We start from the raw sequence: 21,215 nt of genomic DNA on the forward strand, positions 1-21,215 counted from the left end.
CTTTCTCAATGTACTATCCCCTTTTTTACACGCTGTAAATAAAGTGATCCCCGCCGCGTTTATTGTTGGATAACGTGACGCTGTCATCTTTTTTTCATTATTAAGGTGCAGAATTAGCACTATTTTTAGCGTGATGACTAACAGGTTTTATTATCACTACACTGGCGTGGCTTTAGCGATTTTTCGTCTGGGGTTATAACGAATTTTGCGCATCAATATTCATCATGGCCCGCCAGTCGCCCGTATACTGGCAGTTCGTATACGGACATACCTGGACGAAGCGAAGTTGTTGAGCTATGGTAAAAAAGTTGCCGTTACCGGGCTGCGCTCTTGCGTTATTGATAACCGCCATAGCGCCTTGCCAGGGGCGACAAACACGCATAAATGTGCAGGCGATCAAAGGATTACCTTATAATTTGTGCGAACGATCGAGACACGTTTAAAAATGGCTTGCCATTATTTACGTAGTGTGTGATAACACCTTTCGGGTTAAACGAGGTACAGTTCTGTTTATGTGTGGCATTTTCAGTAAAGAAGTCCTGAGTAAACACGTTGTCGTTGAATACCGCTTCTCTGCCGAACCTTAAATTAGTGCCTCATGCAGTTATGTGTCAGTTTTATCTATGTAAACGCCAGCAGGCGAAGAAAACAGTCTAAGGAATTTTGCAAATGGCAAAGATTAAAGGTCAAGTTAAGTGGTTCAACGAGTCTAAAGGTTTTGGTTTCATTACTCCGGCTGATGGCAGCAAAGACGTGTTCGTACACTTCTCCGCTATCCAGGGTAACGGCTTCAAAACTCTGGCTGAAGGCCAGAACGTTGAGTTCGAAATTCAGGACGGCCAGAAAGGTCCGGCTGCAGTTAACGTAACTGCTATCTGATACAAGACCACTCTTCTTGTATAAAAGCCTCGCCTGCGCGGGGCTTTTGCGTTTTTATTGCAAAGCATGTCATTTTTCCCCCTCTCGTCGCGTCTTGTTGCAAATACTCAACTTTATTAGCATTGTGTAGCAGTCTGTTTTGCTAATTTTCTGTTAAATCAGTTGGTTGCAAAACAATGCCGGAGCTATGGTGCTAAATAAAAAAATGAAGTCCGCCGCCAGCTTTACCCCGATTCGCTTCGGGTTACTCTGCGTGGCCATACTCGGTTGTCTGGGACTGCTATTGGCCCGCGTGGGCTGGCTGCAGATTATTTCCCCCGATAATCTGGTAAAACAAGAGGATATGCGTTCTCTGCGCGAAGAGCCCGTTGCGGTTGAGCGGGGGATGATCACCGACCGGGAAGGACGACCGCTGGCGGTGAGCGTTCCGGTCAGCGCAATCTGGATCGACCCGCAGACCACCATGGAGAAGGGCGGCGTCGGCTACGGACCCCGCTGGCAGGCGATGGCCGAAGCGCTGCATCTCAACCTCGGGGAACTGGCCCAGCGGGTACAGAGCCATCCCCACGCCCGCTTTCTCTATCTGGCGCGGCAGATCAATCCCGAGCAGGCGGCGTGGATTGATAAACTGCATCTGCCAGGCGTCTACCTGCGCGATGAATCGCGGCGTTTCTATCCGGCAGGCCATGTGGCAGCCAATCTGCTGGGCTTTACCAATGTCGATAATCAGGGCATCGAAGGGGTGGAGAAAAGCTTCAACGCCCAGCTGACCGGTAAACCCGGGCGACGTCTGGTGCGGAAAGATAAACATGGCAATGTGATTGAGAACATTACCGAAGTACCGCCGGTGCCGGCGCATAATCTGCAGCTGAGTATCGATGAGCGCCTGCAGACGGTGACGGAAGATGCCCTCGACAACGCTGTTCGCTGGAATAAAGCCGAGTCCGGGGCGGCGGTGCTGATTAAAATCGATACCGGCGAGATCCTGGCGATGGCCAGCTATCCGGACTTCAATCCCAACAATCGCGATGCCGCAACGCTGGATGATTTTCGCAACCGGGCCATCAGCGATACCTTCGAGCCGGGGTCGACCGTCAAACCGCTGGTGATCATGACCGCGCTGCAGCAGGGGATTGTCCAGCCGGACAGCGTCGTGGACACTCATCCGTTTGTCCTCGACGGCCACCGTATCCGCGATGTCGGCTATTATCCGGAGCTGAGCCTGACCGGCATCCTGCAGAAATCCAGCGATACCGGCGTATCGCATCTCTCGCTCGCCATGCCGGTGCAGCATCTGATTGACACCTATACGGCTTTCGGCTTCGGCGAGCCGACGGGGTTGGGGTTGACCGGCGAAAGCGCCGGGCTGATGCCGCATCGTCGTTACTGGGGGCAACTGGATCGCGCCACCTTCGCTTTCGGCTATGGTTTGATGGTTACCCCGCTCCAGCTGGCGCATGTTTACGCCACCATCGGCGGCTTCGGCATACAACGACCGTTGTCGATCACCCGCATTGATCCGCCGGTGATTGGCACGCGCGTAATGCCGGAGAATATTGTTCACAGCGTGGAGCATATGATGGAGAGCGTGGCGCTCCCGGGCGGGGGCGGTACCAAAGCGGCGGTGCGCGACTACCGGGTGGCGGTTAAAACGGGGACGGCGAAGAAAATCGGTCCGGACGGCAAATATATCGACAAATATGTCGCCTATACCGCCGGCGTGGCGCCCGCCAGCCGTCCGCAGTTCGCGCTGGTTGTAGTGATGAACGATCCGAGCAATGGCTCCTATTACGGCGGGGCCGTTTCCGCCCCGGTATTCAGCCAGATTATGGGCGATGTCCTGCGGCTGGAGAACGTCATGCCGGACGGCATGCCACAAGGGGCGGAGAATCTGATCGTTATGCACGACAGCCAGCCGCTGGCGCCGGCGCTGTAACAGTGGTCTGCAGGGGCGAATAGCGCTACACTTTCGCCCTTTCAGCGACACCGGAGCCGTCATGTCATACAGTTGCCCCCTTTGCCACGCGTCGCTCAGCCGTAGCGACAATCACTATTCCTGCCCGCAGCGGCACCAGTTCGATCTGGCGAAAGAGGGGTACGTCAATCTGCTACCGGTGCAGTTCAAACGGTCGCGCGATCCCGGCGACAGCGCTGAGATGATGCAGGCCCGTCGGGCGTTCCTCGACGCCGGGCATTATCAGCCGCTGCGGGACGCTATCGCTGAGCGACTGCGGCACGCTACCCCTCAGGCATTACTGGATATCGGCTGCGGCGAAGGATATTACACCCACGCATTTGCCGCCATCGCCAGCCGCAGCTGGGGGCTGGACGTGTCGAAGCCGGCAATCCGCGCGGCGGCGAAACGCTATCCGCAGGTGAATTTTTGTGTCGCCTCCAGCCAGCGGCTGCCATTCTCCGATAACAGCTTCGATGCGGTAGTGCGCATTTACGCCCCCTGCAACGCCGGTGAGCTGGCGCGGGTGGTGCGGCCTGGCGGATGGGTGATCACTGCCACGCCGGGACCCCGCCATCTGCTGGAGCTGAAAGGGCTGATTTACGATGAGATCCGCCTGCATGAGCTGAAGACGGAAGCGATGCCGGGGTTCCGCCTGAATGCTCAGCAGCAGCTGGCTTATCCGATGACCCTGACGGGAAGTGAAGCGCAGGCCCTGCTGCAGATGACGCCGTTCGCGTGGCGGGCCAAAGCCGAAGTGCATGACGCGCTGCGTCAGCAGGCGACCTTTGGCTGCCAGACCGATTTTATGATCCATTGCTGGCAGCGTGAGGAGTAAAGCTTAACCGGCGAAATGGCTCCAGAGAATTTCGCTGCCGATGCCAATCAGTACGATACCGCCGAGAATTTCGGCCCGTTTGCCCAGCAGCGGGCCGATAAAGCGACCCACCATAATCCCCAGCGTCGACATGATAAAGGTGGCGCAGCCGATCGCCAGCGCGGTGGTCACAATGCTGACCTGCAGGAAGGCCAGACCGACGCCGACGGCCATCGCGTCAAGGCTGGTGGCGAAGGCGGTGGTGACCAGCAGCCAGAAGCCATGCCGGCGGGGCGCCTCGCACGCCTCGTCGCTATCGCCGCGAAGCCCTTCAACAATCATCCGCCCGCCGAGAAACACCAGCAGAATAAAAGCAATCCAGTGATTCCACTCGAGCACAAACTGGCTGGCCAGCATGCCCAGTCCCCAGCCGACCAGCGGCGTCAGGGTTTCAATGGCGCCAAAAATCAGCCCGGTGCGTACAGCTTCTGAGAATTTGGGTTTATGCAGGGTGGCGCCTTTGCCGATAGAGGCCGCGAAGGCGTCCATAGACATGCCGAAAGCGAGAAGAAGGGTTGCGGATAAATTCATGTGCCTGTCCTGACCGGGGATAATCCATATGACACATCGCTGCCCCCAGTAAATATACGCGGAGCCGCTCAATGGCTGAGCAATACGTACAGCAGTGATGTATCTATGGTCTCGCCTGATTGAATCACTTCAACCCGTACGTGCCACGTTTTGCAACGAGTATGTTGACACGTACATTTCCTGACGGGCAGGAAATCGGCTACTCCCCAACGACGGGCGCAACCTTAACATATTTTTAGAATATAAAACAATAACAGAAGAGGGCTATTTTAATAACCAAATGATAACGATTTTCATTTGAATTTATAAGTAAATAAATAGTTAATGAAAAACAGAAGGGCAGAGGGGGAAATATAGCCATGGCTATATAATTCCCCAGACGAAATCTGAAAAAACATAGCGTTGGCTATATTTTTAACTCATTGAGTTGAAACGAGAAGTTTGTATATTTTCTCCAGATCGTCGATATTTCGTACGCGAATCAGCAGCCGCCGTTGCTCTAATTGCATCACCAGCACGCCGTCCTCGGATAAATTCATCTCTTTAATTCGCTGATATTCTATCCACACGTTGGCGAAGAAAAAGCCGCGCGGTTTAAAAATGATTTTCGGCGTACGGATCCAGAATAAATAGAGTCCCATCAGCGCCAGCGCAGATAATAGCCAGGTGGTGATCGCGGTGCCGTGCTGGGTGATGTTGTTATAGATCAGAATGGCGATGAGGCCGACAAAGATCATGCCGTCAACGCGGCTGCGGCGAAGCAGGGGGATGGCCAGCAGCACCGGGCCGTTGCGCCTCGGCATAATAACCTGGTCATACACCGCGTAGGCCAGTAGCGCAAGGATAAACAGGATGATCACCAGGTCCGTGAATGTCATTGCTTTGCGTTCCTCCTGATAAAAAAAAGCCGGGGGCAAGCCCCCGGCGTACAACCTGGAAATTACAGACCCAGCAGACCGACAGCGTAGCCCGCGATACCGATGACAAAGAAGCCAACGATGATCCACAGCGGGTTAACTTTCTTACGCAGCAGCCACATACAGGCGAAGGTCAACAGCAGCGGTACCAGGCCCGGCATCAGCTGGTCGAGGATCGTCTGCACCGTGGTGACGTGAACCTGTCCGTCAGAGCCGGTGATTTTTGACACCACCATCGGAATGTTCACGTGCGTCCACTTGTTAACCAGCGCCCCCATGACAAACAGGCCGAGGATTGACGCCCCCTCAGTCAGTTTCTGCAGGAAGCCGCCGCCCATATCTTTCACGATGTCCACGCCTTTGCGGTAACCGTAGGCGACGCCATAGTAGCGGGTCAGTAGTCGCACCGCGTTGAACAGGATAAAGAACAGCAGAGGTCCGAGCAGGCTTCCGCTCATCGCGATCCCGGCGCCTAAGGCCGCGAACACCGGACGCACCGTACCCCAGAAGATCGGGTCGCCGACGCCGGCCAGCGGCCCCATCAGACCGACTTTGATGCCGTTGATGGCGCCATCGTCAATCTCTGCGCCATTGGCGCGCTGCTCTTCCATCGCCAGCGTTACGCCCAGTACCGGCGCGGCAACGTAAGGATGGGTATTGAAGAACTCAAGGTGACGCTTAATCGCCTGCTTACGCGCATCGTTGTTCTCCGGGTAGAGACGACGAATCGCCGGAACCATAGAGAAGCAGAAGCCCAGCGCCTGCATACGTTCGAAGTTCCATGAACCCTGGAACAGGTTAGAACGAATGAACACGCCACGAATATCACTCTGAGTGAGTTTTTTCTCGGTGGTATTTTTAGTCATATCAACCATTTAGCTCACCTGTTAGTCCAGTTCGTTATCGAGATCGTTGTTACCAGCCGCCTGAGCCGGGGCACCGGCGACGCGGTTATATTTCGGGCTCAGCTGGATGTAGAGGATTGCCATGACCGCGCCAATCACGCCCAGGGCCACCAGGTTGAAGTTGGTGAAGGCGGCGGTGACGAAGCCGAGGTAGAAGAACGGCATCAGGTAGCCCGCGCGCATCATATTGATGACCATCGCGTAACCTACAACCACGATCATGCCGCCGGCGATGTTCAGGCCGCTGGTAACCACTTCAGGGATCGCATTCAGCAGGCCCTGGACTTCGCTGGTACCGACGGAAATGGCCACGATGACGGCCGGGATAGCGATACGCATCGCCTGCAGGAACAGGGATGAGACGTGCAGCCACGACAGGGCGGTCAGGTTGCCATTCTCCGCCGCTTTATCCGCTGCGTGCTGGAAGGCTACGGTGATGGTACGCACGATGATGGTCAGCACCTGGCCTGCAGCCGCCAGCGGGATAGCCAGCGCGATGCCGGCGCCGATGCTCTGATGGCCGGCAATAACCAGAACGGTGGAAATAATGGACGCCAGCGCGGCATCAGGGGCAACCGCCGCACCGATGTTCATCCAGCCCAGGGCGATCATTTCCAGCGTACCGCCGATGATAATACCGGTTTTCATATCGCCGAGAACGGCGCCGATCAGCGTACAGGCGACCAGTGGACGGTGGAACTGAAATTCATCAAGCACCGACTCCATACCCGCAATACACGCGACGATGAACACCAGCACAATCTGAAGAAGGGTAATCTCCATTGTACTTCTCCTGTTGATTAAGTCTTAAAGTGAAAACTGGGGCGCGATCGTCCGGGTTATTTATCAACCTTGGCGATCAGATCCATCATTTTCAGTTTCGGGTCGGTGGACACTTTACGTGCCTCCAGCTCGATACCGCGTGCGTTCAGCTTGTTAAACGCCTCAATATCTTTGGCATCGACCGAAATCGCGTTGTTAACCTGGGTTTTGCCCTGGCGGAACGCCATACCGCCGATGTTGACGCTGGTGATTTTCACGCCGCCCTCGACGACGCGCTCAACGTCGGTCGGGTTAGTAAACAGCAGCATCACGCGCTGTCCGGCGTACATCGGGTTGTTGTAGACGCGGATCATTTTGGCGACGTCCACCACGTGGGCGGTGACGCCCGGCGGCGCAACCTGGGTCAACAGGGTTTTGCGCACGGTATCCGCGGCGACTTCATCGCTGACGACGATGATGCGGGTGACGTTGGTCTCTTTGGTCCAGCGGGTGGCGACCTGACCATGGATCAGGCGGTCGTCGATACGCGCAAGGCCAATGACCATGTAGTCATTCGGGCCCATCGGTTTGGCCGGGGCGGCGGCTTTTGGCGCCGCGGCAGGAGCGGGCGCAGGGGCCGCTTTTTCCACCGGTTTGGCCTTCAGCGCTTTCACACCTTCGCTGCCGGTCTCTACCGCTAAGGCGACCAGCTCATCAAAGGAAGGATCGTCATCGCGGGCCATGAAGGTTTCCACCAGCATCGGGATGTTGACGCCGGCGATGACTTCGTAATGCTCTTTATCGACGACAATGCGGCTCGCAGCGTTGAACGGGCTGCCTCCCCATGTATCGACGAGAAACAGCACGCCTTTACTGGTATCCAGTTTTGCCAACTGGGCATTGTATTTCTCGATCAGCGTTTCGGCGTTTTCACCCGGAACGAAATCGATCCAGCCAACGTTTTCCTGCTCGCCCAACAGCATCTCTGCTGTTTTCAGCAGCTGTTCTGCAGCCCAACCATGTGTGCCTATTACAATAGCAATCGTCACTTGCTACCTCCTTTATTATCGTGAATGCATCATCTGCTTTGATACATCCTGAATCACTCTTGAGGACAAAATCGATTCAGTTAGGGTGTAAGATAGAAAATAGTTACTACCGCGAATTATTTTAGACAGTGAAAAAATAATTAATGTGATGAAGATCCGTTAATCAGGCATCGCCTGGTAATAATTTTGCAGCGCAAAAAATAGCCTTAGTTATTGCAAATTCAGGTAAATCTTTTCCAATTTCGATCTATATTTTGCTATGTTTAACTTCCGTTTAATTACTCAGGAGTATAGGGCATAGCCCGCAGTATGGACCGTCATCGACGTCTTTTCACTTTCTGGCACCTGGTTGCCACCTCCACGCATCACGCTTATCTCTCAGCATCTATTGTCGCGTCCGCGCATGACATGGCGATGACTGACGTTGCCGCTAACCGGAGTCGCACATGGAATTGTTAATGGATCCCTCAATCTGGGCCGGCCTGTTGACGCTTATCGTTCTGGAAATTGTGCTCGGTATCGATAACCTGGTGTTTATTGCCATCCTGGCGGACAAGCTGCCGCCGAAGCAGCGTGATAAAGCGCGACTGATCGGCCTGTCGCTGGCGCTGGTGATGCGCCTGGGGCTGCTGTCGGTGATCTCCTGGATGGTGACGCTGACTAAACCGCTGATTACTATCGCCGATTTCTCCTTTTCCGGGCGTGACCTCATCATGCTGCTCGGCGGGATCTTCTTGCTGTTCAAGGCGACAACCGAGCTGCATGAACGGCTGGAAAACCGCCAGCATGACGCCGGGCACGGGAAAGGCTATGCCAGTTTCTGGGTGGTGGTACTGCAGATCGTGGTGCTGGATGCTGTCTTCTCTCTGGATGCGGTGATCACCGCGGTCGGGATGGTGAACCATCTGCCGGTGATGATGGCGGCGGTCGTGATCGCGATGATTATGATGCTGCTGGCGTCCAAGCCGTTGACGCGCTTTGTCAACCAGCACCCGACGGTGGTGGTGCTCTGTCTGAGCTTCCTGTTGATGATCGGCCTGAGCCTGGTGGCGGAAGGGTTTGGCTTCCATATTCCGAAAGGGTACCTGTACGCGGCGATCGGTTTCTCGATCATCATTGAGTTCTTTAACCAGGTGGCGCGCCGCAACTTTGTTCGTCACCAGTCGACGCTGCCGCTGCGCGCCCGTACCGCGGATGCGATCCTGCGCCTGATGGGCGGCCGTAAACAGGCCTCCGTCAACCATGACGCCGACAGCCCGGCGTCGGTGCCGGTACCGGAGGGCGCCTTTGCGGAAGAAGAGCGCTACATGATTAACGGCGTGCTGACGCTGGCTCAGCGCTCTCTGCGCAGCATCATGACCCCGCGCGGGGAAATCAGCTGGGTGGACGCTGAGCAGAGTGAAGATGAAATTCGCCGTCAGCTGCTTTCGTCGCCGCACAGCCTGTTCCCGGTCTGCCGCGGAGAACTGGACGAAATCATTGGCATCGTGCGGGCGAAAGAGATGCTGGTGGCCCTGGAGTCGGGCGAAAACGTCGCGGCGCTGGCCTCCGCCTCTCCGGCGATTGTGGTGCCTGAAACGCTGGACCCGATCAATCTGCTCGGCGTCCTGCGTCGCGCGCGCGGCAGTTTCGTCATCGTGACCAATGAATTTGGCGTGGTGCAGGGGCTGGTGACGCCGCTGGACGTCCTTGAAGCGATCGCCGGTGAATTCCCGGACGCCGATGAGACGCCGGAGATCGTTATCGATGGCGACGGCTGGCTTATTAAGGGGTCGACCGACCTGCATGCGCTGCAGCAGGCGCTGGGGCTGGATCCGCTGATCAATGACGATGAGGATATTGCCACCGTTGCCGGTCTGGTGATCTCCGCCAATGGCCATATCCCGCGCATTGGCGACGTGGTGTCGCTGCCGCCGCTGCATTTCACCGTGGTGGAAGCGAATGACTACCGGGTCGATCTGGTACGCGCGGTGGTCACCCGTCCGCCGAGCGACGAAGAAGAATAATCGTCCTGCGCGCCGGTTCCCGTGGGGGCCGGCGAGTTATTCTGTTGCCTCTTGACTGGCCAGCCACGCCGGGAACGCCTCCACCGGCATCGGCCGCGCATAATAAAACCCCTGCAGCACATCGACGCCGTGGTTTCTGAGGTAGCTTTCCTGCTCCAGCGTCTCCACCCCTTCGGCAACGGTAATAATATTCAGCCGGTTGGCGAGGGAGATAATGATATCGGTCACCGTGGCATTGACGCTGTCTATCCCCACCGAGCTGGTAAACGAGCGGTCAATCTTCAGCACGTCCGGGCGCAGTTTTTCCAGCCATGAGAGCGAACTGTTGCCGGTGCCAAAGTCATCGATCGCCAGCTGTACGCCTTTCAGGTGCAGATCTTCGGCCATATGCTGGTCGCCATCCTGCAGGACATCGCGTTCGGTCAGCTCGACCACCAGCTGTTGTACCGGGTTCATGCTGAACCAGTAATTATGCAGGTCATGCAGCAGTAAGCCGTTGGCGAAGTGGCGGGCAGCGACGTTAATGGCGATATGAAATTGGCGGTCGCTGGGAAAAACATCCAGACGGCGGGCGGTTTCGGCAATGACGTAGCGGGTGAGGGGGATGATCAGATTGTCCCCTTCGGCGATGGGAATAAACACCTCCGGCGAAATCGCTCCGCGGCGAGGGTTGTTCCAGCGCAGCAGGATCTCCACCCCGCAGCAGCGGCCGCTGCGCGCATCCTGCAGCGGCTGGCACCAGAGGGCAAACTCCCGGGCGGAAATACCGAGGCTTATCTCCCGCGAGAAGCTCATTCTTCCGGCGGTGGCCAGCCAGGCGATGCCGGTCATTAGCAGGCTGAAGATCAGCGCCAGCGGCAGCTCGCCGGGCAGTTCTTCGAGGGCGATTGTCGAGGCGCCAGGGCCGTTGATGTTGATGGTAAACGGAAACTCGCTAGAGCGTTGGCGATAAATCACCGTTCCCTGCGGGCTATGCGTTTTATCGAGAAGCCCATCGCGGCTGCTAAAATAACGATCGCCAACCTGCAGGCTGACGTCGCTTATCAGGGATGATTTTTCGTTGAGAATTAAGGTCCCCAGCAGCTCGATATTGACAATCAACATCACGCCGTCCTGGCCGCTTTCCGGGGTGGGGTACCACTGGATCAATACCGGCGTCCCTTTAAGCAGCGATTTCTCGGTTGAAAAGAGCAATAAGGGATGGGGGGCTGGCAGCGAGGGCTGCAGCTGGTGTAAATCCGCCTGCCGTTGCCCGAAAATACTCGAACAGTAAACGATACCGTCCTTCACGAGGACGACGGAACGAACGGTCTGCAACGAGGCTGCCATTTTGCGCAGGGTCAGATGGATATCCGGGCAGCGTTTGCCCACCAGAGGAAGCAGGGTGGTGCGCTCCGCGCTCAGCGGGCGCAGGATATTATTCAGCGCCGCCACCCGCTGGCTGGCGGCCGTGCGGATATAGTCTTCATTTTCGCTACGCTGCGAAATAAATCGAATGGCTAAGGTGGCGCCCAGGGTCACCAGGGCGACCAGCAGGCAGACTATAATGCGTTTGCGGCGATAGGCCGTAATGACTTTTTGTGCAGTCTGCATGTGCGACACCCTGTCGACAGGACGAGTGGTTAAGCGTGGCTTATTTAATAGAGCAATTGTAGTGGCAGAATATCGCCAGGTATAGAAAAAAGAAAATGCGCCACGGAGGGCGCATCAGGAAGGCAGGGGCTTTTAGTTACCCTCGCTCCGCGCCTGCGCCCCGGGAGGCGGCAGGCGAAAGCCAACATGTTAGTCACACTGAACTTTAATCGCCAGGCCGCCTCGCGAGGTTTCGCGGTACTTGGCGTTCATGTCTTTGCCGGTTTCGTACATGGTCTCGATCACTTTATCGAGCGAGACGCGCGGTTCGCTGGTGCGGCGCATCGCCATCCGCGCGGCGTTGATCGCTTTCACGGAGGCGATGGCGTTACGTTCTATGCACGGCACCTGTACCTGGCCGGCGACCGGGTCGCAGGTCAGGCCGAGGTTGTGTTCCATACCGATCTCCGCCGCCACGCAGACCTGCTCCGGGCTGGCGCCGAGCAGTTCAGCCAGACCCGCCGCCGCCATCGAGCAGGCGACGCCCACTTCGCCCTGACAGCCGACTTCGGCGCCGGAAATGGAGGCATTCATCTTGTACAGCGCGCCGATCGCACCGCAGGCCATAAAGTAGCGGATATAGATCTCCGGGCTGACGGATTCGATAAAGTGATCGTAATAGGCGAGTACCGCCGGAACGATGCCGCAGGCGCCGTTGGTCGGCGCGGTCACCACGCGACCGCCGGCGGCGTTCTCTTCATTGACCGCCAGCGCGAACATGTTGACCCAGTCAACCACGTTCATCGGATCGCTGGAGAGCTTATCGCTGGCCACCAGCAGACGACGCAGCGCCGAGGCGCGACGCGGCACGCGCAGCGGGCCAGGCAGCACGCCTTCGGTGTTCATGCCGCGGTCGATACAGGCGCGCATGGTCTGCCAGACATTAGCGAAATAGTCCTCGATCTCTTTTTTGCTGTGCAGCGCCAGCTCGTTCTGCATCACCATCCCGGAGAGCGACAGGCCGGTCTCTTTGCAGTAGGCCAGCATTTCCTGCGCCGATTTAAACGGGTAGGGCACCTGCAGTTCGTTGGCGTTTTCTTTGCCGAAGTGCTCTTCGTCGACGATAAAGCCGCCGCCAATCGAGTAATAGGTCTTGCAGTAGATCTCTTTCTCGCCGGCCCAGGCATGAATGGTCATGCCGTTTTCGTGCAGCGGCAGATTGTCGCTGCGAAAACGCATGCCGTCATCCGCCGGGAAGTCGACTTCGTGCTGACCGTTGGCCAGCAGCAGACGGCCGCGTGTCTCGACGTCACGGATAAATGCCGGTATCGCGTCTATATCGACCGTATCGGGCTGATTGCCCGCCAGTCCCATGATAATGGCGATGTCCGTATGGTGGCCTTTGCCGGTTAATGACAGCGAACCGTAGACGTCAACCGCCACGCGGGTCACTGCATTAAGCAATCCTTTTTCGACCAGGTCATCGACGAACTGTTTACCGGCCTTCATCGGGCCAACAGTGTGGGAAGATGAGGGACCAATCCCCACCTTGAACATGTCGAATAGACTAATCACGATAATACTCCTGACAGGGTTACCGCGGGTGCGGTAACGATGTAATAACTGCGCATAGTGTAAGAGGGAAGCGCCCTGTCAGTTCAACTATTCACATGAATTAAACTAATGGATAACCGCGATTTTACTAATAGTGAGAGCGCCCTCTCATAATCAGTATAGCTAAGGGCGCGCGCCTATCTGCAGCGCCAGCTCGCGAATGATCCCGGCGGTCATCCCCCAGACAAAATAATGCTGGTACCAGGAGAGCCAGACGCGGTGGTCGTTGCCCCGGCGGTGGATATCGAGCGGATGATAGCGCCCGAGGCGCAGGGCCTCGGCGAGCGGCATTTCAAATACCGCGGAGACTTCGTCCTGGCTGGCGTGATAGTGCAGATCCGGCGGAATAATACCCACCACCGGCGTCACCTGGAAGCCGGTGACGCTGTCCACCGGCGGCAGAACGCCAATCACCTCAACCGTCTCCGGCGGGATTGCCACCTCTTCCTGGGCTTCGCGCAGAGCGGCGGCGATAAGGGTCGCATCGGTATTATCTACCGCCCCGCCGGGAAAGGCGACCTGGCCGGCGTGCTTGCGCAGCAGCGGCGAGCGCTGGGTCAGCAGCAGGCCAGGCTGCGGCCGGCGCACGATCGGCACCAGTACCGCCGCCTGCCGCTGATTGAGCGCATGGCGCGAAGGCTGAGGGCGCAGCAGCTGGAAGCGGGACAGAAAATCATCCAGATTGAGGGCGTGGTCCGCCATGGTCTAGTTCTCCAGTTGGTGCAGGATACGATTAACTTTATCAAAAGTTTCCTGATATTCCGCATCTTCCTCGCTGTCCGCGACGATACCGCCTCCGGCGGAGCAATACATTTGCCCCTGCCAGGCCGTCAGGGTGCGAATGGTGATGCTGGTATCCATATTGCCGCAATAGCTCAGATAGCCGACGCTCCCGCACCAGGCGTTGCGTCGCTGGGGTTCCAGTTCATCAATAATCTCCATCGCCCGTACCTTCGGCGCGCCGGTGATCGACCCTCCGGGGAAGGCGGCGCGCAGCAGATCGCTGGCATGAAGCGTCGCCGGCAGGCGGGCGGTGATGGTGCTGACCAGATGATGGACCGCCGGGAACGGCTCCACGACGAACAGCTCGGGGACCCGCACGCTGCCCGGGACGGCGACGCGGCCGATGTCGTTGCGCATCAGGTCGACAATCATTAAATTCTCAGCGCGGTCTTTCGGCGAGTTCGCCAGCTTCTCCGCCTGCTGCGCATCCGCCAGCGGCGAATCGAGCCGCGGCAGGGTGCCCTTAATCGGGCGCGTCTGGATCTCACCCTGGCGGAGCTGAATAAATCGCTCCGGCGACAGGCTTAAAATCGCCCCTTCCGCAAGGCGGATGAAGGCGCTAAAGGGGGCGCGGTTGGCAGCGTTCAGCCGGCGGAAGGCCTGCCATTCATCCCCGACGTAGCGGGCCTGAAAACGCTGGGCGAGGTTGACCTGATAGCAGTCACCGCTGCGCAGATAGGCCTGCACCTGACGAAATTTCTCGCCGTACTGCTGGCGGCTCATATTTGACTGCCAGGCCGAGGTCAGGGCGAAGGTTTCACCCGGCGCCGGCGTTTGCGCCTCCAGCCACTGCAGACGCTGCTGCGGGTCGTCATAGCAGAGCAGCGAAACCTGCTGGTGCTGATGGTCGACGATCAGCGCCCAGTCATAAATCCCCACCGCCATATCCGGCAGCGCGATATCGGCCTGCGCGGCAGCGGGAAGTCGCTCAAAACGGCGGCCCAGATCGTAACCGAAAAGCCCCAGCGCGCCGCCAAGAAACGGCAGATCCTCATGGGGCTGCGGCGTGAACGGCTGACGATCCAGCTGCTGCTGAAGCAGTTGCAGCGGATCGTCAGCCGAGACACAAACGGTCTCGCCGTCATCGATCCAGGTCTGTTCACCGCGCGTCAGCAACGTGGCGCGCGGGGCCGCCACCAGGATATCAAAACGGTTATGCGGATGGTCGGCAAAGCCGGAATGCAGCAGCATCGCCCAGGGCGTGGCGCTTAACGGCGTAAAATAGTATTCGGCGGCATCCGGGCGCCAGGGCAGGGTAATAATCGCGGGGGACAACATCTTTCTCGATCCTGAACGTTACCGTCCCTCTGGCGTAGGCGGGGACGGCGTGAAATAATTACGCCCCCCAATGTAGCAGGAGTACAAGATGTTTGCAGGTTTACCTTCGCTGAGCCACGAGCAACAGCAAAAAGCGGTCGAACGTATCCAGGAACTGATGGCCCAGGGGATGAGCAGCGGCCAGGCGATTGCCCTGGTGGCGGAAGAGCTACGCGCGACGCATACCGGCGAACGGATCGTCGCGCGCTTTGAAGATGAAGACGAAGACGAGTAATTACACCGCGGCGATGATTTTGATCTCAACTTTATATTGCGGGTTCATCAGCGTCGCTTCCACCGTGCAGCGCACCGGGGCGTGACCGGCTACCACCCAGGCGTCCCAGGCTTTATTCATCGCCGCAAAGTCGCTTTTGTCGGCAAGGAAAATAGTGGCGTCAAGAATACGCGACTTGTCGCTGCCCTGTTTTTCCAGCACCGCGTCAATCTGCGCCAGGGTGTTGGCGGTCTGCTCGAAGGCATCGGCATCAAGATTCGCCGGCACGCCGGTGTAGTAAAGGGTTTGATTGTGGATCACTACATCTGACCAGCGGGCTTCGGCATCAATACGCGTAATTGTCATTTCTCATTCCTCTTTGAGCATTCCATTCGGCAGCGGCAAGACTGCCATAATGTTCCGCTCGCGTCACTACCCGGACTGGCGAAACGCCGTCCTCCCTGACATAATCACTGTCCAAATAACCAGGGGGCAATGTGATCGACGATTTTGCAGCAGACGGCCAGCTAGCCAAAGCCATACCGGGATTTAAACCGCGCGAGCCGCAGCGCCAGATGGCGGTGGCGGTCAGCGAAGCGATTGAGGCCTCCCGGCCGCTGGTGGTGGAAGCGGGGACCGGAACCGGTAAAACCTACGCTTACCTGGCGCCGGCGCTGCGGGCGAAAAAAAAGGTGATTATCTCCACCGGGTCGAAAGCGCTGCAGGATCAGCTCTACAGCCGCGATCTGCCCACCGTCGCCAAAGCGCTCAAATTCACCGGCAAACTGGCGCTGCTAAAAGGGCGCTCCAACTACCTGTGCCTCGAACGCCTGGAACAGCAGGCGCTGGCGGGCGGCGATCTGCCGGTGCAAACCCTCAGCGACGTGATCCTCCTGCGCTCCTGGTCGAACCAAACCCAGGATGGCGATATCAGCACCTGCGCCAGCGTGGCGGAAGATTCCCAGGCCTGGCCGCTGGTCACCAGCACCAACGATAACTGCCTCGGCAGCGATTGCCCGCTGTATAAAGATTGCTTCGTGGTGAAGGCGCGTAAAAAAGCGATGGATGCCGACGTGGTGGTGGTCAACCATCATCTGTTTCTTGCCGATATGGTGGTCAAAGAGAGCGGCTTCGCCGAACTGATCCCCGAGGCGGAGGTGATGATCTTCGACGAAGCCCATCAGCTGCCGGATATCGCCAGCCAGTACTTTGGCCAGTCGCTCTCCAGCCGCCAGCTGCTGGATCTGGCGAAAGACATCACCATTGCCTACCGCACCGAACTGAAAGACACCCAGCAGCTGCAAAAATGCGCCGACCGCCTCGCGCAAAGCGCCCAGGATTTTCGCCTGCAGCTGGGGGACCCGGGCTACCGCGGCAACCTGCGCGAGCTGCTGGCGGACAGCCACATTCAGCGGGCGCTGCTGCTGCTCGATGATGCTCTTGAACTGTGTTACGACGTCGCCAAACTTTCGCTGGGGCGCTCGGCGCTGCTCGACGCCGCCTTTGAGCGCGCCACGCTTTATCGCGGGCGTCTGAAGCGGCTGAAAGAGATCAATCAGCCGGGCTACAGCTACTGGTATGAGTGCACCTCGCGCCACTTTACCCTTGCGCTGACGCCGTTGACCGTGGCCGAGAAGTTTAAAGAGGTGATGGCGCAGAAGTCGGGAAGCTGGATCTTTACCTCGGCGACGCTGTCGGTAAATGACGATCTACATCACTTCACCGCCCGGCTGGGGATCGACGAGGCGCAGACTCTGCTGCTGCCTAGCCCCTTTGACTATCAGCATCAGGCGCTGCTCTGCGTACCGCGTAATCTACCGCTGCCGAACCAGCCCGGCGCGGCGCGCCATCTGGCGGCCATGCTTAAACCGCTGATCGAGGCTAACGACGGTCGCTGCTTTATGCTGTGTACTTCGCACGCCATGATGCGCGATCTGGCGGAGCAGTTCCGCGCCACCATGACCCTGCCGGTGCTGCTGCAGGGGGAGACCAGTAAAGGCCAGCTGCTGCAGCAGTTCGTCAGCGCCGGCAACGCCCTGCTGGTGGCCACCAGCAGCTTCTGGGAAGGGGTCGATGTGCGCGGAGACGCGCTGTCGCTGGTGATCATCGATAAGCTGCCGTTTACCTCGCCGGACGACCCGCTGCTGAAAGCGCGGATGGAAGATTGCCGGCTACGCGGCGGAGATCCGTTCGATGAAGTGCAGCTCCCGGACGCGGTGATCACCCTCAAGCAGGGGGTAGGCCGGCTGATCCGCGATATCGACGACCGTGGGGTGCTGGTTATCTGTGACAACCGGCTGGTGATGCGCCCTTACGGCGCGGTGTTCCTGGCCAGCCTGCCGCCCGCGCCGCGGACCCGCGATATCCGCCGGGCGGTGCGCTTCCTCGCCGTGCCGCCGGCAAGGTAATCCGCCCTAAAATGTGTTAAGCTGCGCGCCATTTTGTTAATTAGCGGTTCCCACTAGACTTCGGGCGGTGTGGCGACGGATTGACCGTCTGCCGGTAAACAGGCTGCCTGAAGGCCTGAACTATGTAACGAGAGCGTGACCACCCATGCGAATTTTGGCTATCGATACCGCCACAGAGGCCTGCTCCGCGGCGCTGTGGAATGATGGCACCCTTAGTGCTCATTTCGAAATTTGTCCCCGCGAACACACCCAACGTATCCTGCCGCTGGTGCAGGAGGTTCTCACCGAGAGCGGCACCACCCTGACCGAGCTGGACGCGCTGGCCTTTGGCCGCGGCCCGGGCAGCTTTACCGGCGTGCGTATCGGCATCGGTATCGCCCAGGGGCTGGCGCTCGGCGCGGAGCTGCCGATGATCGGCGTTTCCACGCTGGCCACCATGGCGCAGGGCGCCTGGCGCAAAACCGGCGCCACCCGCGTGCTGGCGGCGATTGACGCCAGGATGGGTGAAGTCTACTGGGCTGAGTACCAGCGCGACGAGCAGGGCGTCTGGCACGGCGAAGAGACGGAAGCGGTGCTCAAACCGGACGCGGTGGCCGAACGGCTGGCGCAGCTTTCCGGCGAATGGGCCACCGTCGGCACCGGCTGGCAGGCGTGGCCGGATCTGGCGAAAGAGAGCGGACTGACCTTAAGCAGCGGCGAAATTGAACTGCCGGCGGCAGAGGATATGCTGCCGTTAGCCTGTTATCTGCTGGCGGCAGGGAAAACCGTGGCCGTGGAGAAAGCGGAGCCGGTTTATTTGCGTAACGAGGTGGCGTGGAAGAAACTTCCGGGCCGCGAGTGAATCTCAGTAACAAGAAGACTGAGAAAAGGAGTCGCATCATGGCGGGTCAAAAACAGGGCGTTCGCTGGCTGCTGGCCGCGGCGGTTGCCGTTGCGCTGAGCGGCTGCGTATCGGTGCCGGATGCCATCAAAGGCACCAGCCCCACGCCGCAGCAGGATTTGGTGCGGGTGATGAACGCCCCGCAGCTGTACGTTGGTCAGGAAGCGCGCTTTGGCGGCAAGGTGGTCAACGTGCAGAACCAGCAGGGTAAAACCCGCTTAGAAATCGCTACCGTGCCGCTGGACAGCGGTGCGCGGCCGGAACTGGGCGAACCCTCGCGCGGGCGAATCTTTGCCGATGTTAACGGCTTCCTCGATCCGGTGGACTTCCGGGGCCAGCTGGTGACCGTGGTCGGGCCGATTGCCGGGGTGGTCGATGGCAAAGTGGGTAGCACGCCCTACAAATTTATGCTGATGAACGCCACCGGCTACAAACGCTGGAACGTGGTGCAGCAGGTGGTGATGCCCCCGCAGCCCATCGACCCGTGGATGCTGGGTCCCCGCCCCTGGGGGTACGGCTATGGCGGATGGGGATGGTACAACCCCGGCCCTGCTGAGGTAAGAAACGTTGTAACTGAATGATTTTGTTGTTTTTGTTAGTTCAAAGAAACAGCGGCCAGTCCGCTGTTTCTTTGTTTTCAGTCGAATAAGAAAAAAAATAGTGACGCGCTTCGCAACCTGCTCATTGCCTAATTAATAAACTGGTACGCTGAGTTAATATAATGTTAACAAAATGTATTTCCCAGGGGCTGTGATGACGACGAATAACTATTTCAGAGGTGATGCAGTGAAAAAGGTTTGGCTAAACCGTTATCCCGCAGATGTTCCGGCGGAGATAAATCCTGACCGCTATCAATCCCTGGTTGAACTGTTTGAACATGCCACCACCCGCTACGCCGACCAACCGGCGTTTATCAATATGGGTGAAGTGATGACCTACCGTAAGCTGGAAGAGCGCAGTCGCGCCTTCGCCGCTTACCTTCAGGAGGGCTTAGGGTTACAGAAGGGCGATCGGGTGGCCCTGATGATGCCTAACCTGCTGCAGTATCCGGTGGCCCTGTTTGGCATCCTGCGCGCCGGGATGATCGTGGTCAACGTCAACCCCTTATATACCCCGCGTGAACTGGAGCATCAGCTCAACGACAGCGGCGCGGCGGCGATCGTCATCGTCTCCAACTTTGCCCATACCCTGGAAAAAGTGGTGGCGAAGACCCAGGTGAAACACGTGATCCTGACGCGCATGGGCGATCAGCTCTCCACCGCCAAAGGCACGCTGGTGAACTTTGTGGTTAAGTACATCAAGCGCCTGGTGCCGAAGTACCATCTGCCGGATGCCATCTCGTTTCGCAGCGCGCTGCAGCACGGCTATCGCATGCAGTACGTGAAGCCGGAGATCGTAGCGGAAGATCTGGCGTTTCTGCAGTACACCGGGGGCACTACCGGGGTGGCTAAAGGGGCGATGCTGACCCATCGCAACATGCTGGCCAATCTCGAGCAGGTCAATGCCACCTACGGCCCGCTGCTGCATCGCGGCAAAGAGTTCGTGGTGACCGCGCTGCCGCTGTATCACATTTTCGCCCTCACCATGAACTGCCTGCTGTTTATCGAGCTGGGCGGGCAGAATCTGCTGATCACCAACCCGCGCGACATACCCGGACTGGTGAAGGAGCTGGCGAAATATCCCTTTACCGCCATGACCGGGGTTAATACGCTGTTCAACGCCTTGCTGAACAACAAAGAGTTCCAGCAGCTTGATTTCTCCTCGCTGCACCTCTCCGCCGGCGGCGGCATGCCGGTGCAGCAGGCGGTGGCTGAGCGCTGGGTAAAACTGACCGGGCAATATCTGCTTGAGGGCTACGGACTGACCGAGTGTTCGCCGCTGGTCAGCGTCAACCCCCACGATATCGACTACCACAGCGGCAGCATTGGTCTGCCGGTGCCTTCCACCGAAGCCAAACTGGTGGATGATGACGATAACGAAGTGGCGCCGGGCCAGCCTGGCGAACTCTGTATCAAGGGGCCGCAGGTGATGCTGGGCTACTGGCAGCGACCTGACGCGACGGATGAGATCATCAAGAACGGCTGGCTGCACACCGGGGATATCGCGGTGATGGATGAAGAGGGGTTCCTGCGCATCGTCGATCGGAAAAAAGATATGATCCTGGTGTCGGGTTTTAACGTCTATCCGAATGAAATCGAAGATGTGGTCATGCAGCACAGCGGCGTGCTGGAGGTGGCGGCCATCGGCGTGCCGTCCGGCAGCAGCGGCGAAGCGGTGAAGATCTTCGTGGTGAAGAAAGATGCCGCATTAACCGAAGAAGCGCTGATTACGTTCTGCCGACGCCATTTGACCGGCTATAAGGTGCCGAAACTGGTGGAATTCCGTGACGAACTGCCGAAATCCAACGTCGGGAAAATTTTGCGGCGAGAACTGCGTGACGAAGCGCGCGCTAAAGTGGACAATAAAGGCTGAGTAACGAATGAGTCGCCAGACGCCGGCTACGCCGGCGTTTTTTATGGGCGCAAGTTAAGAGAGTATGCTTTGAAC

General features: G+C 58.0%; 19 protein-coding genes and 1 pseudogene. 10 read left to right on the forward strand and 10 right to left on the reverse strand.

All coding sequences use genetic code 11. From position 1 onward, the window contains the following. Positions 1-512: 512 nt before the first annotated feature. From LGM20_RS09310 to rlmA, 4 genes and pseudogenes are all read left to right on the forward strand, one after another. Positions 513-584: pseudogene (locus LGM20_RS09310) on the forward strand (DUF2627 domain-containing protein); the annotation flags it as partial. Between the two features lie 85 nt (positions 585-669). Continuing rightward, positions 670-879 (forward strand): transcription antiterminator/RNA stability regulator CspE, encoded by a 210-nt coding sequence (gene cspE / locus LGM20_RS09315; RefSeq protein WP_001062678.1) that lies wholly within the window; start codon positions 670-672, stop codon positions 877-879. Positions 880-1,066: 187 nt separating this feature from the next. Beyond that, on the forward strand, positions 1,067-2,815 hold the full coding sequence (gene ftsI, locus LGM20_RS09320) for a peptidoglycan glycosyltransferase FtsI (protein WP_044523964.1): 1,749 nt from the start codon (positions 1,067-1,069) through the stop codon (positions 2,813-2,815). A 61-nt stretch (positions 2,816-2,876) separates the two neighbouring features. After that, positions 2,877-3,671, forward strand: coding sequence for a 23S rRNA (guanine(745)-N(1))-methyltransferase (rlmA, locus tag LGM20_RS09325; RefSeq protein ID WP_044523963.1), 795 nt, complete (start codon positions 2,877-2,879; stop codon positions 3,669-3,671). Positions 3,672-3,674: 3 nt separating this feature from the next. On the opposite strand, the gene mntP is transcribed toward rlmA, so the two are convergent. From mntP to manX, 5 genes are all read right to left on the reverse strand, one after another. Then, positions 3,675-4,241 (reverse strand): manganese efflux pump MntP, encoded by a 567-nt coding sequence (mntP, locus tag LGM20_RS09330; RefSeq protein WP_023290219.1) that lies wholly within the window; start codon positions 4,239-4,241, stop codon positions 3,675-3,677. A gap of 419 nt (positions 4,242-4,660) precedes the next feature. Continuing rightward, positions 4,661-5,119 carry a DUF986 family protein gene (locus LGM20_RS09335; RefSeq protein ID WP_044523962.1) on the reverse strand — a complete coding sequence of 153 codons (459 nt, stop codon included), beginning with the start codon at positions 5,117-5,119 and terminating at the stop codon, positions 4,661-4,663. A gap of 62 nt (positions 5,120-5,181) precedes the next feature. Next, on the reverse strand, positions 5,182-6,033 hold the full coding sequence (locus LGM20_RS09340; protein WP_004145526.1) for a PTS mannose transporter subunit IID: 852 nt from the start codon (positions 6,031-6,033) through the stop codon (positions 5,182-5,184). A 12-nt stretch (positions 6,034-6,045) separates the two neighbouring features. Beyond that, the gene (locus LGM20_RS09345) at positions 6,046-6,846 is read right to left on the reverse strand and encodes a PTS mannose/fructose/sorbose transporter subunit IIC (RefSeq protein WP_004203359.1); all 801 of its coding nucleotides are present in this window, start codon (positions 6,844-6,846) and stop codon (positions 6,046-6,048) included. A 56-nt stretch (positions 6,847-6,902) separates the two neighbouring features. Next, entirely contained in the window at positions 6,903-7,874 is a 972-nt protein-coding gene (gene manX, locus LGM20_RS09350) for a PTS mannose transporter subunit IIAB (RefSeq protein ID WP_004203357.1), read from the reverse strand. A 446-nt stretch (positions 7,875-8,320) separates the two neighbouring features. Here manX and yoaE point away from each other — a divergent pair, with 446 nt between their 5' ends. Continuing rightward, complete coding sequence (gene yoaE / locus LGM20_RS09355; protein WP_023290217.1) at positions 8,321-9,880, forward strand: CNNM family cation transport protein YoaE; 1,560 nt, start codon at positions 8,321-8,323, stop codon at positions 9,878-9,880. A 36-nt stretch (positions 9,881-9,916) separates the two neighbouring features. Here yoaE and LGM20_RS09360 read toward each other — a convergent pair whose 3' ends face one another. The 4 genes from LGM20_RS09360 to pabB all read right to left on the reverse strand — a co-directional run bounded on the left by LGM20_RS09360 (position 9,917) and on the right by pabB (position 15,127). After that, a complete protein-coding gene (locus tag LGM20_RS09360; protein ID WP_044523960.1) occupies positions 9,917-11,473 on the reverse strand; it encodes an EAL domain-containing protein in 1,557 nt (518 codons plus the stop codon). A 189-nt stretch (positions 11,474-11,662) separates the two neighbouring features. Then, entirely contained in the window at positions 11,663-13,027 is a 1,365-nt protein-coding gene (gene sdaA / locus LGM20_RS09365; protein ID WP_004203344.1) for an L-serine ammonia-lyase, read from the reverse strand. 162 nt (positions 13,028-13,189) lie between these two features. Next, positions 13,190-13,768, reverse strand: a complete 579-nt coding sequence (locus tag LGM20_RS09370; RefSeq protein ID WP_023290215.1) for a CoA pyrophosphatase — start codon at positions 13,766-13,768, stop codon at positions 13,190-13,192. A 3-nt stretch (positions 13,769-13,771) separates the two neighbouring features. Next, positions 13,772-15,127, reverse strand: a complete 1,356-nt coding sequence (gene pabB / locus LGM20_RS09375; protein WP_044523959.1) for an aminodeoxychorismate synthase component 1 — start codon at positions 15,125-15,127, stop codon at positions 13,772-13,774. Between the two features lie 88 nt (positions 15,128-15,215). Between pabB and LGM20_RS09380 the strand changes: the two genes are divergently transcribed. Beyond that, positions 15,216-15,401 carry a YoaH family protein gene (locus LGM20_RS09380; protein WP_004203339.1) on the forward strand — a complete coding sequence of 62 codons (186 nt, stop codon included), beginning with the start codon at positions 15,216-15,218 and terminating at the stop codon, positions 15,399-15,401. On the opposite strand, the gene LGM20_RS09385 is transcribed toward LGM20_RS09380, so the two are convergent. After that, on the reverse strand, positions 15,402-15,746 hold the full coding sequence (locus LGM20_RS09385; protein ID WP_002910910.1) for a RidA family protein: 345 nt from the start codon (positions 15,744-15,746) through the stop codon (positions 15,402-15,404). Positions 15,747-15,877: 131 nt separating this feature from the next. Here LGM20_RS09385 and LGM20_RS09390 point away from each other — a divergent pair, with 131 nt between their 5' ends. The 4 genes from LGM20_RS09390 to fadD all read left to right on the forward strand — a co-directional run bounded on the left by LGM20_RS09390 (position 15,878) and on the right by fadD (position 21,140). Continuing rightward, positions 15,878-17,788, forward strand: a complete 1,911-nt coding sequence (locus LGM20_RS09390; protein ID WP_004175456.1) for an ATP-dependent DNA helicase — start codon at positions 15,878-15,880, stop codon at positions 17,786-17,788. Positions 17,789-17,933: 145 nt separating this feature from the next. After that, the gene (gene tsaB / locus LGM20_RS09395) at positions 17,934-18,629 is read left to right on the forward strand and encodes a tRNA (adenosine(37)-N6)-threonylcarbamoyltransferase complex dimerization subunit type 1 TsaB (protein WP_023290213.1); all 696 of its coding nucleotides are present in this window, start codon (positions 17,934-17,936) and stop codon (positions 18,627-18,629) included. Positions 18,630-18,667: 38 nt separating this feature from the next. Next, positions 18,668-19,249, forward strand: coding sequence for a Slp family lipoprotein (locus LGM20_RS09400; RefSeq protein ID WP_032453356.1), 582 nt, complete (start codon positions 18,668-18,670; stop codon positions 19,247-19,249). Positions 19,250-19,454: 205 nt separating this feature from the next. After that, on the forward strand, positions 19,455-21,140 hold the full coding sequence (gene fadD / locus LGM20_RS09405; protein ID WP_085551111.1) for a long-chain-fatty-acid--CoA ligase FadD: 1,686 nt from the start codon (positions 19,455-19,457) through the stop codon (positions 21,138-21,140). Positions 21,141-21,215: the final 75 nt, after the last annotated feature.

Origin of the sequence: Klebsiella quasipneumoniae subsp. quasipneumoniae (assembly GCF_020525925.1) — a bacterium.
GTDB lineage: Bacteria > Pseudomonadota > Gammaproteobacteria > Enterobacterales > Enterobacteriaceae > Klebsiella > Klebsiella quasipneumoniae.